At 62.9% G+C, this 13,299-nt stretch carries 12 protein-coding genes; 2 read left to right on the plus strand and 10 right to left on the minus strand.

From position 1 onward, the window contains the following. Nucleotides 1-378 precede the first annotated feature (378 nt). The 10 genes from TRD_RS03005 to lexA all read right to left on the minus strand — a co-directional run bounded on the left by TRD_RS03005 (nt 379) and on the right by lexA (nt 10,246). Nucleotides 379-1,491: a glycosyltransferase family 9 protein gene (locus tag TRD_RS03005; RefSeq protein WP_012642053.1), complete on the minus strand. Its 1,113-nt coding sequence runs from the start codon at nt 1,489-1,491 to the stop codon at nt 379-381. Continuing rightward, nucleotides 1,488-2,594: a glycosyltransferase family 4 protein gene (locus TRD_RS03010; RefSeq protein ID WP_012642054.1), complete on the minus strand. Its 1,107-nt coding sequence runs from the start codon at nt 2,592-2,594 to the stop codon at nt 1,488-1,490. The genes TRD_RS03005 and TRD_RS03010 overlap by 4 nt, the downstream gene beginning before the upstream one ends. Next, the gene (locus tag TRD_RS03015) at nt 2,591-3,748 is read right to left on the minus strand and encodes a glycosyltransferase family 9 protein (protein ID WP_012642055.1); all 1,158 of its coding nucleotides are present in this window, start codon (nt 3,746-3,748) and stop codon (nt 2,591-2,593) included. Before TRD_RS03015 ends, TRD_RS03010 begins: the two co-directional genes overlap by 4 nt. Next, nucleotides 3,745-4,779 carry a lipopolysaccharide heptosyltransferase II gene (gene waaF, locus TRD_RS03020; RefSeq protein WP_012642056.1) on the minus strand — a complete coding sequence of 345 codons (1,035 nt, stop codon included), beginning with the start codon at nt 4,777-4,779 and terminating at the stop codon, nt 3,745-3,747. Before waaF ends, TRD_RS03015 begins: the two co-directional genes overlap by 4 nt. 3 nt (nt 4,780-4,782) lie before the next feature. Next, nucleotides 4,783-5,232 (minus strand): 3-hydroxyacyl-ACP dehydratase FabZ, encoded by a 450-nt coding sequence (gene fabZ / locus TRD_RS03025; protein WP_012642057.1) that lies wholly within the window; start codon nt 5,230-5,232, stop codon nt 4,783-4,785. A 20-nt stretch (nt 5,233-5,252) separates the two neighbouring features. After that, entirely contained in the window at nt 5,253-6,548 is a 1,296-nt protein-coding gene (locus tag TRD_RS03030) for an adenylosuccinate synthase (protein WP_012642058.1), read from the minus strand. 71 nt (nt 6,549-6,619) lie between these two features. Beyond that, nucleotides 6,620-7,645 (minus strand): DnaJ C-terminal domain-containing protein, encoded by a 1,026-nt coding sequence (locus TRD_RS03035; RefSeq protein ID WP_012642059.1) that lies wholly within the window; start codon nt 7,643-7,645, stop codon nt 6,620-6,622. A 110-nt stretch (nt 7,646-7,755) separates the two neighbouring features. Continuing rightward, nucleotides 7,756-8,469, minus strand: coding sequence for a DUF4013 domain-containing protein (locus tag TRD_RS03040; protein WP_012642060.1), 714 nt, complete (start codon nt 8,467-8,469; stop codon nt 7,756-7,758). A 140-nt stretch (nt 8,470-8,609) separates the two neighbouring features. Further along, on the minus strand, nt 8,610-9,278 hold the full coding sequence (locus TRD_RS03045; protein ID WP_012642061.1) for a DUF4013 domain-containing protein: 669 nt from the start codon (nt 9,276-9,278) through the stop codon (nt 8,610-8,612). A 323-nt stretch (nt 9,279-9,601) separates the two neighbouring features. Continuing rightward, nucleotides 9,602-10,246 (minus strand): transcriptional repressor LexA, encoded by a 645-nt coding sequence (gene lexA, locus TRD_RS03050; protein ID WP_012642062.1) that lies wholly within the window; start codon nt 10,244-10,246, stop codon nt 9,602-9,604. 101 nt (nt 10,247-10,347) lie between these two features. Here lexA and TRD_RS03055 point away from each other — a divergent pair, with 101 nt between their 5' ends. Both TRD_RS03055 and TRD_RS03060 read left to right on the plus strand, forming a co-directional pair. After that, complete coding sequence (locus tag TRD_RS03055; RefSeq protein ID WP_012642063.1) at nt 10,348-10,923, plus strand: hypothetical protein; 576 nt, start codon at nt 10,348-10,350, stop codon at nt 10,921-10,923. Beyond that, nucleotides 10,913-13,291 carry an endonuclease MutS2 gene (locus tag TRD_RS03060; RefSeq protein ID WP_012642064.1) on the plus strand — a complete coding sequence of 793 codons (2,379 nt, stop codon included), beginning with the start codon at nt 10,913-10,915 and terminating at the stop codon, nt 13,289-13,291. Before TRD_RS03055 ends, TRD_RS03060 begins: the two co-directional genes overlap by 11 nt. Nucleotides 13,292-13,299: the final 8 nt, after the last annotated feature.

Below are 13,299 nucleotides of genomic sequence, written 5' to 3' on the forward strand. Positions count from 1 at the left end.
CTCCATGACTGGCATTGTAAAACCGTTTCGAAGGCGCGTCAACGCGAGCACGCGATCCAAAGGACAAGAGTCGACGGAAAACGGGGAGATGCCTCGACGTCGATCGCTGCCTGTCCTCGGTCCACGATCGGTGTGCGGCGGGAATTCGTGGCAATGCTGGGAGTATCGTTCACACTTCGCAGAGACTCTTGCCGTTAATGGATGTGGCGGGTGAGGACTTCCGCCGGACGCTGGGAGACTTCCCTGTCCTCGCTGGGCATCGCCGTCGCGTCAGCTTCCGCGCTCGCTGCGACTGCCTGTTTCATGCACGCTGTTTTGGCCCAACGAGCCTGCAAGACGGGAGCAAAGGGCCTCGATAGCGCAACGCTCGACGGTTTCTTACCAGGAGGAGTCGCGATCTCCCTCGAGAAGTTGCAGTGCGGCACGCAGCACGACATCGGGATGAAGATCGATCAGGCATGTCCGGGTGGAACAGCCCTGGGGTCGACCAACGCGGAAACCGACATAGCAGCAGGGTGCGCAGGGGAGCGCGGCCGTGAGAGCCAGCACCGAAGCCCGCGTGGTCGTCAGTGTTTCTGGGGTGACGATCTCGGCCTCGAAAGGGCGCCAGGCATCGGGATTCGAGGGACCGAAGATGGCCACCGTGGGACGACCCAGCACGGCCGCGAGGTGGGTGACTCCCGAGTCGTTGCCGATCACGAGTTTGGCCTGCTGCAGAACGGCGACCAGAGTCGCGAGGTCGGTTCGGCCGATCAAACTCGTCACCCCGGGAGTCCGCAGCAATGGTCTGGCTTCGGGTTCCTCATTGACTGTTCCGGTGACCACGACCTGGTAACCCTGTCGGGTGAGTTCGCGTGCCACGGTCGTAAACGACTCGATCGGCCAGCGTCGCGCTGGAGCGAATGGGCCGACGCCCGGATGGATGACAACGAGGCCATCTCGTGCATCACCGACGAGCTCCTGGGCTCGTCGGAAGGCGGCATCTGGGACTCGGAGGCGTGGTCGTTCGAGTAGAGGGCTCGCTCCGAGTGCTTCGACGACGGCCCGAGCGTAGTCCCACTCGGGGCAGGCACCGAAGCCCCGATCGGGAACCCGGTGAGTCAAAAAAGTCCCTAAACCGTTGTCGAGACCTGCCCGGACCGGACTGGCGGTCGCAGCCAGAAGCAGCCGATAGAGCGAGCGTCCGGCGTTGGTCGTGAGATGGTGGAACAGTGCGACCGCGTCGTACTGCTGCCGGCGGAGCGTCCACAGGAGACGAGCCAGGGCGAGGGCTCCAGCGGGACGTTTGAGGCGCGACTTCTCCAGTACGAAGCAGCGGTCGATGTCAGGGGAAAGCCGGTAGAGTTCGGTACCGAGCGGCGAACTGACGACGTGGAGCGACGCCTGCGGATACGCCTTTCGCAGCGAGTGGATGGCCGGCAAGGTAATGGCGGCATCACCGAGATCAGCGATCTTGATGAGGAGCATCCGTTCGAAGCGTCCGATTCTCATGGAGTGCCCACCGCTTCGAGCAGAACTGCGAGCGTTTCGTTGGCTGTGCGATGCCAAGTAAAGCGCCGGGCATGTTCCTGCCCCGCGGCGACGAGTCGCGCGCGACGTTGCGGCTCGCGGGCCGTGCGGATGGCTTCTGCGATATCCCGCGGATCCAAAGGGTTACAGAAGAGAGCTGGGCCAGCGATCTCTTCCAGTGCGCCGCGACGCGTCGTCACGACTGGTACGCCACTCGCCATCGCTTCGAGGACTGGCAGACCGAACCCTTCGTACAACGATGGGTACACGAAGACCTCAGCCGCGCTATAGAGCGCGGGAAGGTCTTCCTCCGCGACGTGTCCGAGCCAGTGGATGCGGTGACGCACAGGGCTCGATGACAGTGCCTGTTCGATGGGGCTAGCGAGCCAGCCTCGCTTGCCGGCGAGGACGAGATCCAGCTCTTCCTCGGAGCGAGCCAGGAGTTCGAATGCCTGCACGAGCCGCACGATGTTCTTGCGCGGTTGCAGTGTACCAACGAAGAGGAGAAACGGCCGTGCGAGACCGTAGCGTTGCCGGACAGCAGCTCGCTCAGATTCAGGACGTGGGAAGAACCGTTCGTCGACACCATGCGAGACAATCCTGATGCGATCGTCGGGAACTCGGTAGAAACGTGTGAGGTCGCGAGCTGTGGCCTGTGAAATCGCGATGACGAGCCGGGCCTGGCGAACACTTCGGCGCGTTCCGAGTTCAAGGTACAGGCGTTGCGCCAGTGGATGAGCGTCCGGCTCGTAACGATAGCCGAGATCGTGGACGGTGACAACGGCAGGCACGGGGCAGCGGAAGGGCAGGACATGCGCTGGTACGAAGAGGAGCGAGACCGGGTTGTGCCGCAGTTCGTAGGCGAGGCGAAGATGCGTCCAGAGCCTAGGGAACGGTATCGGGCGAATCTCAACCCGTGTCCAGTCGGCGGGAATCGGACCGACCCGATCAAGATAAAGACGAAAGCGGACCGGGCTCGGTAACGTGAGCAAGCCGTCGATCACACGTCGAGCGTATCGCTCGGTTCCTGTCATCTGTTCGCGACAAGCGCGGCTGGCGTCGATACCGATCAGCAGAGTACTCATCGGATAGAACGACTCTCGAGGAGCTCCAGGGCTGCTCCCAGCACATCGTCGACGTCGATCGCCATCATACAGGCAGTACCGCATGCGCGATCCGGTCCGATATCGCCGCAGCGCGGGCAGCGCAACTGCGCCTGGACGACCCGATGTCGGGCTCTAGGACCCCATGGTCCGAACCGCTCGGGTCGGGTCGGACCGAAGAGATGGACGGTTGGGCTACCCACGGCGACGGCGAGGTGGAGAGGACCCGTATCGGTTCCGATGACGAGCGCTGCTTTCCGCAACAACTCGGCTAGTTCTGGAAGGGAGAGCTGTCCCGCGAGGTTATGAGGAGCGCTGCTGGTCGCGGCAACGATCGTGGCGAGGAGCGCATGCTCGGAGGCGGAGCCGGTGAGCAGCACCTGGTAACCCCGTTCGGCGAGGGTGTCAACGAGCGTTGCCCACCGTTCCGCCGGCCAGCACTTGGCGGCGGCTCCACTACCCGGATGCACGACGATGTAGGGAGCTGTAACGCAACAGCGTTCGAGGACATCCCGGACAGCTCGTGCGGCGACTGGATCGGATGGCCATACCAATGGATAGGCCTCCGGTGCCAGCGGGCGAGAATCGTCGGTGTATCCCAGTACTGTCAACAGTGCAGTCACCAATTCGAGATTTCGCGCCGCGACATGCTGGCTCTGGAGAGGGATTGGGTGAGTCAAAAACGGGCGGATAGCAGGATGATCCGCTCCGACCCGTACCGGAACACCGGCCAGTGCGCCGAGCCAGGCTCCCCACCAGTGATCATCGCGCAGGACGACCAGGGCCATGGGACCGCGTCGTCGGAGACTGCCAGCGAGTCGAAAGAGCAGTCTATAGGGCTCGAACGGATTTCGAGTGGGCTCTCGGCGAAAGCCTGGAAACGACGCAACGAGTACCTCGTCGACCAGCCCGCGAAGCATGAAGACCTCTCGGGTCCATGGCCCGACGAGGAGCGTCAGGTACAACCGGTGCTCGGTGGCCCGGAGAGCACGCAAGGCGGGAATCGTCAGGAGTGCATCGCCCAGGTGGTCAGGACGAATCAGGATGACTTCGCGTCGAGTGCTCGGTGCGAGGGGAAGAGCAGGGACTGTGGATCCCAACCGACGCACGAGCCGGCGCACGAAGTCTCGCGTCATGCGGTCCCCTGCTCCCCTTGCAGAAGCCGAGACGCAGCCTCGACAACTTGGTCCACGTGGACCTGACTGATGTCCAGGCGATCCGCGATCGTCGAGAGGCGACGGAGGTCACGTGGCTCACGCAGTTCCCAACTCGCCGGCGGGGCAATGACGACGCTCTTGGGACCGAGAGGACGATAGAGCAGCGGACTCGTCGGACCAAAGATCGAGACGGTCGGTGTCCCTACTGCAGCAGCCAGATGGCCGGCCCCCGTATCGTTGCCGATGAAGAGGTCGGCCTCAGCCAGGAGAGCCGCCAACTCTGACCAGCTCAACTGGTCAGTCCAGTCGATGAGAGGCGTACGAGCATGAGCAAGAACGGAAGCCGTCGCGTCGCGATCGGTTGCGACGCCGACGAGAATGATCGTGCTGCCCCACACCTGAGTAAGGCGATCGGCTACCAAAGCGAAGCGTTCAGGCGGCCAACGCTTGGCCAGGAGCCGACTACCAGGGTTGATCGCTCCGCCGGGATGGATGACGATGAGTGGCCGACGGAAATGTCGTACACGCTCGCGGATCGCTCGTGCGATGGGCTCAGGAACGATGAACTCGGGCTCGAGACCTCTTGGGACCGCTCCGAGCCGTGCTGCGACAGCGAGATACTGCTCGGACTCGTGTCGACCCGGGCGAGGGGGTACGCGGTGCGTGTACAGGAGCCCCCGCCAGCCAGCTGCCAGCCCTGCCCGTACGGGAATGCCGCTGGCCCAGAGCAGCAGTCCTACCCAGGGGGAACGGTCGAGCCCAAGCGCCGCGTCGTATCGTTCGGCTCGCAAACGCTGCGCGAGCCGGAAGAAACGCGGGAGAGTGGGGCGCTCCGGATAGGGAACGAGTCGCCGGACAGCCGGATGACCGTCGAAGGCCGGAGCAGCCCAGGCAGTGACGGCGATATCGATCGTCATGTCGGGGTACGTCGTACGGAGCGCTCGGAGGACAGGGGTCGCCATCAGCGCATCGCCCAAGCAGCAGGGTTTGACGACGAGAACGTGGCGCATTGGTCAGCGTGTCGTACGCGCAGCTTCCGGGTCCAAGAGAGCGAAGAGGATCTCCCCTTCAGCGGCGAGTTCTCCGTCGACGGTGGCTCGGCCGGTACCAGTTCCGATATTGCGACGGACCTTACCGATTTGAACTTCGAGCCGCAAGGTATCGCCGGGGCGAACTGGCCGCTTGAAACGCACCCCATCGATGCCAGCGAAGAAGGCTGTTTTGTCCCGATACTGCGGGTGGCCGAGGAGAGCAACGGCACCGACCTGGGCCAGTGCTTCGATGATGAGTACACCAGGCATCACCGGATTTCCGGGAAAGTGACCGACGAAGAACGGCTCGTTGACCGTCACATTTTTGATGCCGACGGCGCGTTGCCCCCATTCGATCTCGATGATGCGATCGACCAGGAGAAAGGGATAGCGGTGAGGAATGATCTCCTGAATTTGCCAGGCTTCCAACATGCTGGTCTCCTCGGTCTCGATCACGTCAGGGCACCGGCTGGTCGCCAGAGAATCTGACGACGGGCTGGTCCGACGCCGATCATCGTGATGGGTACACCGATGAGTTCCTCGATCCGAGCCACGTAGCGCTGTGCTTCCGGCGGCAGATCATCGAAGGAGGTTACCTGACTGGTATCGCACTGCCAGCCGGGCAAAACCTCATAGACCGGCTCCACCGCTGCGTAGCGCTCCACTTGGGCAGGCGGCGCCGAGACTTCCTGGTTGTCGATACGATAGCCGACGCAGATGCGCACTTCCGGCAAGGGGTCGAGCATGTCGAGTTTCGTGAGTGCCGCTTCGGTCATGCCGTTGAGACGTGCAGAATACCGCGCGGCTACCGCATCGAACCAACCGACTCGCCGCGGTCGCCCGGTCGTCGTGCCGTACTCGCGGCCGCGTTCCCGAATGAGCTGGCCAGTCTCGTCAGTGAGTTCGGTTGGGAAGGGACCAGCGCCGACCCGCGTCGTGTAGGCTTTGAAGACACCGACGATTCGATCGACTTGCGTCGGTGCGACCCCAGCTCCCTGGCAGGCGCCGGCTGCGGTGGGGGAACTGGACGTGACATAGGGGTACGTTCCATAGTCTGGGTCCAGCATGGTGCCTTGTGCGGCTTCGATGATCACTGACTTTCCAGCATCGAGTGCGTCTTGTACGAAGACTTCCGCCGCGATCACGTACGGAGCGAGTGCCTCGCCCCAGGTACGCGCTTGCTCGAAGAGCTGATCGAGGTCGAGCGGTGACTCGCCGTAAAGATGGATGAACAGTGTGTTCTTCTCGGGCAAAAGCGTCTCGAGTTTATGACGCAGCGAGCGCTCGGATCCAGGCAAAAGGTCGGCGATGCGGATGCCCCGGCGAGCGATCTTGTCGGTGAAGGCTGGGCCATTTCCGCGCAGGGTCGTGCCGATGCCGGCAGCTCCCCGTCGCCGTTCTTCGTAGAGATCGAGGAGGGGGTGATACGGCATGATGACATGGGCTCGGTCGCTGACGTAGAGCTGCCCGAGACGCGGGTGTCGCTCGCGCAAGCTTTCGATCTCGCGAAGGAAATCAGGTGGCGAGACGGCAACCCCGGCACCGATGATGCAGGTGCAGTGCGGGTAAAGGATCCCCGAGGGGATCACGTGGAGCTTGAAGACACCTTCATCGGTGACGACGGTGTGACCAGCGTTGGTGGACCCGTTCGGCCGGACGACGATATCGGCCGTGGCGGCGAGGGCATCGGTGATTTTCCCTTTCCCCTCGTCGCCCCACTGGCCGCCGAGAACGATCGTGACTGGCATCGCGTAGACTCCTCGTCAGCTCGGTCGCTCCGGGCGATGCTGCCCGGTGAACTATAGCATCGCCAGGGCGATCAGGCGCGCGTGCGAACCTGACGGAGTTCGCGAAGTCGCTCGAAGAGGCGTCGCTCTTCCTCGGTGAGATTAGTCGGCAGGATCACTTTGACCTTGACCAGGAGGTCACCGCGCTGACCAGTACGCAGCGACGGCATCCCCTTGCCGCGCAAGCGGAAGACCTGCCCGTTTTGTGTACCGGGTGGAATGCGTAGAACGACTGGTCGGTCGAGCGTCGGAACAGTGACCTCTCCGCCGAGAATCGCCGTGTAGAGCGGCACCTCCACCTCGGTTCGCAAATTGTCGCCCTCGAGTGCGAACTGCGGGTCCGGCAACAGGTGGACCCGGAGATAGAGGTCACCCGGTGGTCCGCCGTTTACACCCGGTCCACCCTGGCCGGCGATGCGGATGCGCGAGCCATCGCGTACCCCAGCAGGGATCTTGACTTCGAGCGTCTTGGTACGAGTCACGTAGCCGCTACCGCCACAGACACGGCAGATGCCGCGTCCGTTCAGTCCTGTGCCATTGCAGGCCGGGCAACGCTCGTCGATCTTCACATCGATGCGGCGGGTTGCGCCGCGATAGGCCTCGCGGAGCGTGACTTCGATCGGATGCTCGTAATCCTGTCCCCGCTCCGGCCGGGCGCGTGTCCGGATGCGCTCACCAGTCGTCACGAAGAAATCGCCGAGATCACCGAACAAAAGGTCGAAGAAGTCGGAGAAATCACTCGTTCGACGACGCTCGCGCTGCGCTCGATCGCGAGTGCCGAAGAACCATTCCTCAAAGTCGGTCGTGGTTCCTTGTGCTCCAGCGGCTTGCTGATAGCGCTCCCAGTCGGCTCCGAAGCGATCATAGCGAGCACGCTTTTCCGGATCCCGAAGAACCTCGTACGCTTCGTTGATTTCCTTGAACTTCTCCTCGGCGTCCGGTGATTTGTTGACGTCAGGGTGGTACTTGCGCGCGAGACGCAAGTAGGCCTTGCGGATCGTCTCCTGATCCGCATCGCGCGGCACGCCGAGAATCTTGTAGTAGTCCTTGAACTCCATCGTCGCCCGTCACCCAATCTGCCACGTTCCGACTTCGAGTATAGAGGTTGAGTCGATCCGTAGCAAGTCCTGCCCCTTTGCGTCGTGCAGGATCGGGCCCTGCATCTGATCTACGCTTCTCCCGCAGTGGGTTCGCGGTGAGGCTCGAGCCGATAGCGGATCTGGCCGGTCAAATGGGCCATCACCAGGTACTGGTGTGCCTGGAGACCGGTCGCCAGGATGACCGACGCAGCGATGCCAGGCAAACACAGGAAGAGCGCGAACTGTGACGCAATGCTGAAGAGAACCGCTTGTCCGAGGCTGTGGAGCAGGAGAACAATCCAGGTCACGAGGAGGCTGGGAAGAACCTGCCGGGCCTCATGCAGTGCGCCCACTACCGAAAGCGCCTTGGATAACTGGTTCGTCGTGGCCAAACGTCCGAGCGGGACAGGCAAGAGGATCGTCGTGAGCATGGCGAGAGGAAGGGCCAAGCAGAAGAGTCCGGCCAGGGAGATTGCGAGCGAGATGATTCGGGCTCGGTCGTCACCGAGCAAGGCGGGGAACAGAGTGAGAGCGCTGAGGGCGAGTACCGCGAGGGTCGGGAGAAACCAGACGACGGTCGCGACAGCGCCCAAGAGACCGAGCGTCAGGTGCTCGCTCCAGTTCTGCCAGTGGGGGAGGACTCGATCGCGCTGCTCGGCGACTTCGCGGGCGTAGTGCAAGGCCCAGCCGAGCACCAAAAGCGGACCGATGAGCGGGAGCAGGAGAAGCAGGGCTGCGATCACCAGCTTCTCTGGCCAGTCATCGTCGCGAAACGGAGCGCTCAACGCACGAGCGATTTCCACGTCGATCCTCGCACGATCGATCAGCCGATGATTCAACCGTGTCCATGCAGAGCCGCCCGTACCAGTACTGGCTGCTCAGGACGAAGAGTTCCGAACCCGGATCGTCCTCGACCGTTGCGGTCAGGTGATCTGGTGGTGCGTCAGGTGACCGCGACTGCGGCAGACACATCTCCCGCCGAAAGACGGCGTCGCAGCTGTCCCCAAAGATGACCCTGCACGAAGAACGCATACAGCAGCGTTGCCAGGATGCCGACGATGCAGAGCAGAATGCCGAAAATAGCGAGGAATCCGAGAACCAACGAGAGAACGAATACGATCAAGAGATCGGTGGGCACCCGCTGGAGCTCGCGGAAGATCTCACCGAACGCGAACGCGCTCGCCACTCGATTCGTCACAGCCAGGCGCGTGAGCGGCAAGGGCAGCAGGTAATTGATGGCAGCGCTGACGAGCAAGGAGAGACAGCCGAGGCACACCGCGACGACAGCAACCGCTGAGAGTGCATCGTTCTCTCGACCGGTTGGCAAGGCGCCCACGATCGCTTGGCAGACGGAGATGACCCAAGCAGGGATCGACCAGACGACACCGACCACGGCACCGCGGAAGCCGAGCGAGAGGAACGCGCCGAAATCGTCCCACTCCGGCAAGCTCGGCTCGATTCCGAGGGCGACTCGACGCGCGATCGTGAGAACGTACCCGTACAAGATGAGCCAACCGATGATGGGGATGATGAGCATGACAACGGCGATCAACGCCTTCTTGACCCACTGAGGATCGCGAAAGGCATAGCTGAAGGCCAGCCCGATATCCATCCACCTGCCCCTTCCCGACTCGTGGCCGTCGATCGCGTTCGCTCACAGTGACGGCTCGATCCCAGTGTAGGGACTGCGCGAGTCGTCGTCAATCGGAAAGATGACTGGTGTTTTGCTGGGCAGTCGCTCGGACTCTCCCAGAGGTTTCTTCAATTGGTCGATCAGGAAGCGTAGCTTGCCAGACCAGGATAGCTCGGCTCCTCGACATCGCGGGACGACCACGTTGCCCATGTCAGCCGGCGAGGCGCACGATCGCGGGGGCGTGGCGTCGGTGCTCGCCGGAGGCGTGCAGGCAGGACATATCGGCTTCGGGCGCAGGCGCTTCAGTCCAAGCGCCGGATGACCAAAAGCAACTTTCCCTGAATTTCGACGTTATCGATCGTCGTATAGATCGGTTGGAGGGTGGCGTTGGCTGGCTGCAACCGCACGAGATTTCCTTCGCGGTAGAAGCGCTTGAGCGTCGTCTCCTGCTCCCGTCGGAGCCACGCGGCGACGGTATCGCCGTTTTCGGCGGTGGCTTGCCGGCGCAAGACGACGATGTCTCCATCGTCGATCAGCGCGTCGATCATCGATTGCCCCTTGACGCGCAGGGCAAACAGGTCACGCGCTGGATGCCCAACGAGTTGGCTACCGAGTTCAACGTATTCGGCAGCGCCATCGACTTCGATCGGCTCCAGTACAGGTAGCGGCTGACCCGCGGCGATCGTGCCGACGAGCGGGACACGAACGACTGCATCGTGGCGACCGAGCCGGCGATCGAGTAGCTCGATGCCGCGCGAAATGTTTCGATTACGGCGAATGAGGCGGAGATACTCGAGGACATTCAGGTTATAATCGACAACACTGGTGGACGAGATACCGAGTCCCGCTTGGATCTCGCGCACCGTTGGCGGATAGCCTCGCTCGTCCACGAAATGACGAATGAACTCGAGGATTTCCTGTTGCCGTTTGGTGAGTCGCTTGCCCATTCGCCCCCGTCGCTCTCTGTCAGGCCCGACCATCGGTGCCAGTATAGGTGCGAACATCCGTTCGTGTCAAGGGGAGGATCGTCTAGCGGTCGAGGGTCATCATGGCGATCGCTGATCTCCTGATCGTGCTCCTCTTCGTGGCTCTCTACACTGCGATCTTTCTGGCTGGTGTTGGTCGCGGCTTGCTCGTGCTGGTTGCGTCGTTCGTTGTCCTCGCTGCGGCGGCACTCTTCGTTGCACCGCTCGCGACGGTATTCCGGGGCATCGTCCCCGGGATGTCCCGCTGGACGAGCGAACTCGTCGCCCTGGTGCTGGTGGTCTCGGTGATCGTCGTGCTCGGGGTACTCGGCAACGTCTGGTCCTGGCGTCTCGCATCGGTGGCGACGCGCCGCTGGTTCGAGAGCGGTGGAGGACCGGCGTCGCTCGTTCTTCGCTCGGTCGTCGCTTTGCTGGTGACCAGTGTGGTGCTCGCGACAGTCGTGAATATCATCTCGAACACGATCGATCAGCTACCCGCTGATCGTGTGGGAATTCGGTTGCGCCAGGAAGTGGTGCGCTCGCGGCTGATCCCGCTCGCACGCGACGCACAACCCTCGATCGAGTGGGTGGCGCTCGATTGGCTTCCCGGTGATCCACCGACCATCTTGAAAGGGTCCTGGGAACACGATGGCCAGTGAACTACTTCGTCTCCTGGAGTTCGACAAGATCCGTGAACTCCTCGCTGCGCGCTGCCAATACTCGGTTGCGAGTGAGCGGGCCCGCGAAATCGCACCGACCGCCGACCGGGATCAAGTGGCCTATCTCCTCCGCGTAACGCGAGAGGCAGCGCGTCTCTTGAACGAGCGACCGAGCTTCACCATCGGTGGATTCCGCGACATCCGGTCTGTCGTGCAGGCTGCGCAAAGGGGGAATATCCTCGCACCCGCGGATGTGCGAACCGTTCTCGACACGCTCGAGGCCGCCGCCTCGTTGCGTCGCCAGTTCATGGCGGACGAACGATGGAGCGAACGCTATCCCGCGTTGGCCGAGTTCGTGCTCGCGATGGTCGACCTTCCTGGATTGCGAGCTGACTTGGCGCGGAGCATCGGCCCGCGCGGTGAGGTGCTCGACACGGCTTCGCCGGAACTCGCGGCAATACGGCGTTCCCTCAAAGAGGCGCATGAGCGTCTCCTGGAACGATTGCGACGACTCCTCGCGGAGCGACAGGAAGCCATCCAAGATGCTTATGTCACGATCCGCGATGGGCGGTATGTGATTCCAGTGAGGGCTGACCGGCGCCAGGCTGTTCCTGGTATCACCCACGATGTTTCGGGCAGCGGCCAGACGCTCTTCGTCGAACCGTTCGAGGTCCTGGAACTCAACAACCGGTGGCGGGAACTCCAGGCTGCAGAGACTCGTGAGATCGAGCGTATCCTGCGCGTCTTGACGCAACGGATTGCCGATGCAGCGGATGAGCTGCTGCAAATCGTGGAGGCGGGTGCGGCGCTCGATCTCGCTCTGGCCAAAGCGCGTCTGGCGTACGACCTCGATGCGGTGGAACCGGAGTTGCTCGAGCCGTCTGGACCGACCGTTCCTGAAGGACATCCGTTCCTGCGCGTTCGCTTGCGAGCGGCTCGTCATCCGCTCTTGGATCGTCGGACCGCCGTGCCGATCGATGTGGAACTGGGAGAGCGCTTCCGGATTCTGGTCATCACTGGGCCAAATACTGGTGGAAAGACAGTCGCCTTGAAGACGGTCGGGTTGCTGGCACTGATGGCCCAGGCGGGGCTCTTCATACCCGCCGCCCCCGGGAGTGGTCTGAGCGTCTTCCCGGCGATCTTCGTCGACATCGGTGATGAACAAAGTATCGAGCAGAATCTGTCCACCTTTTCGTCCCATATGCGCCGTATCGTCGCGACGCTCCAGCAGGCGGATGCGTCCAGCCTCGTACTCCTCGACGAAATCGCAGCGGGTACCGATCCACAGGAGGGAGCAGCGCTCGCCCGGGCGATTCTGGAGCGTCTTCTGGAGATCGGTGCACTCGGTATCGTGACAACCCATTATCCGGAACTCAAGGTCTTCGCGACCGGGACACCAGGGCTCGAGAACGCGAGCGTCGAGTTCGATCCGGTCACGCTCAGCCCGACGTACCGCTTGTTGGTCGGTCTCCCCGGCCGGTCGCATGCACTGGAAGTCGCTCGTCGCCTGGGATTGCCGGAGGACGTGATCGCACGGGCACGCGAACTCCTCGGCAGCGGTGCCCCTCAACTCGACCGCTTGATCGCGGAGATGCAACGTCGTCTGGAAGAAGCCGAGTCGCTGGCAGCGGCAGCGGAGCGTTCCCGGCGCGAGGCTGAGCAGTTGCGGGCGGCGGCCGAGCGCCTGCTCGCCGAGGCCGAGCGAGAACGCCGAGAGGCTCGCCAGGAGGTCCTGCGGGAGTTGGAGGCAGAACTCGCGCGGGCGCGTGAACTCGCTCGGAAGATCGAACGGGCGGCACGGTCGCCTGCTTATCCGCCGATCGAAGTCACCCAGGACAGCCTGCGAGCCCTCGAGGAGGTCAAACGTCGGGTCCAGTCGAGCGGGCGACAGTCACGGCAAGAGAGGGTTCCGGAGATCGCGGTGGGTGATCGCGTGGAGTTGACGGCGCTCGGACTCGAGGGAGATGTCGTGGCGATCCATCCGGAGAGCGAGGAGGTCGAGGTACGTATCGGCCAGTTCCGCGTGCGTCAGCCTCAAGCGAGCGTGCGCCGCATCTGGCCTCGAAGGGAGGAGGTCAGTCAAACCTTTGCACCGCCGGTCTCCGTCACGACGATTCCTCGCGTGGAGCCGGAGATCCATCTCCGTGGCTTGCATGTGGAAGAAGCACTGGATCGACTCGACCGATACCTGGATCGAGCTGTGCGAGCTGGCCTGCCCTGGGTTCGAGTCGTCCATGGCAAGGGAACCGGGACCCTGCGACAGGCGATTCATGCCTTCCTCCGCGATCATCCGCTCGTGAAGAGCTGGGAACTGGCTGGGCCTCACGAGGGTGGTCTTGGGGTCACAGTGGTGTATCTCGAAGTGTAGGAGCGTCG

Source organism: Thermomicrobium roseum DSM 5159 (assembly GCF_000021685.1).
Classification (GTDB): Bacteria; Chloroflexota; Chloroflexia; order Thermomicrobiales; family Thermomicrobiaceae; genus Thermomicrobium; species Thermomicrobium roseum.

Excerpts from the sequence above, each read along its gene's own strand:
- TRD_RS03015 (WP_012642055.1), bottom strand. The coding sequence starts at position 3,748 with ATGACGCGAGACTTCGTGCGCCGGCTCGTGCGTCGGTTGGGATCCACA.
- TRD_RS03055 (WP_012642063.1), top strand. The coding sequence starts at position 10,348 with ATGGCGATCGCTGATCTCCTGATCGTGCTCCTCTTCGTGGCTCTCTAC.
- TRD_RS03035 (WP_012642059.1), bottom strand. The coding sequence starts at position 7,645 with ATGGAGTTCAAGGACTACTACAAGATTCTCGGCGTGCCGCGCGATGCG.
- TRD_RS03010 (WP_012642054.1), bottom strand. The coding sequence starts at position 2,594 with ATGAGTACTCTGCTGATCGGTATCGACGCCAGCCGCGCTTGTCGCGAA.
- TRD_RS03005 (WP_012642053.1), bottom strand. The coding sequence starts at position 1,491 with ATGAGAATCGGACGCTTCGAACGGATGCTCCTCATCAAGATCGCTGAT.
- lexA (WP_012642062.1), bottom strand. The coding sequence starts at position 10,246 with ATGGGCAAGCGACTCACCAAACGGCAACAGGAAATCCTCGAGTTCATT.
- fabZ (WP_012642057.1), bottom strand. The coding sequence starts at position 5,232 with ATGTTGGAAGCCTGGCAAATTCAGGAGATCATTCCTCACCGCTATCCC.
- waaF (WP_012642056.1), bottom strand. The coding sequence starts at position 4,779 with ATGCGCCACGTTCTCGTCGTCAAACCCTGCTGCTTGGGCGATGCGCTG.
- TRD_RS03030 (WP_012642058.1), bottom strand. The coding sequence starts at position 6,548 with ATGCCAGTCACGATCGTTCTCGGCGGCCAGTGGGGCGACGAGGGGAAA.
- TRD_RS03060 (WP_012642064.1), top strand. The coding sequence starts at position 10,913 with ATGGCCAGTGAACTACTTCGTCTCCTGGAGTTCGACAAGATCCGTGAA.
- TRD_RS03045 (WP_012642061.1), bottom strand. The coding sequence starts at position 9,278 with ATGGATATCGGGCTGGCCTTCAGCTATGCCTTTCGCGATCCTCAGTGG.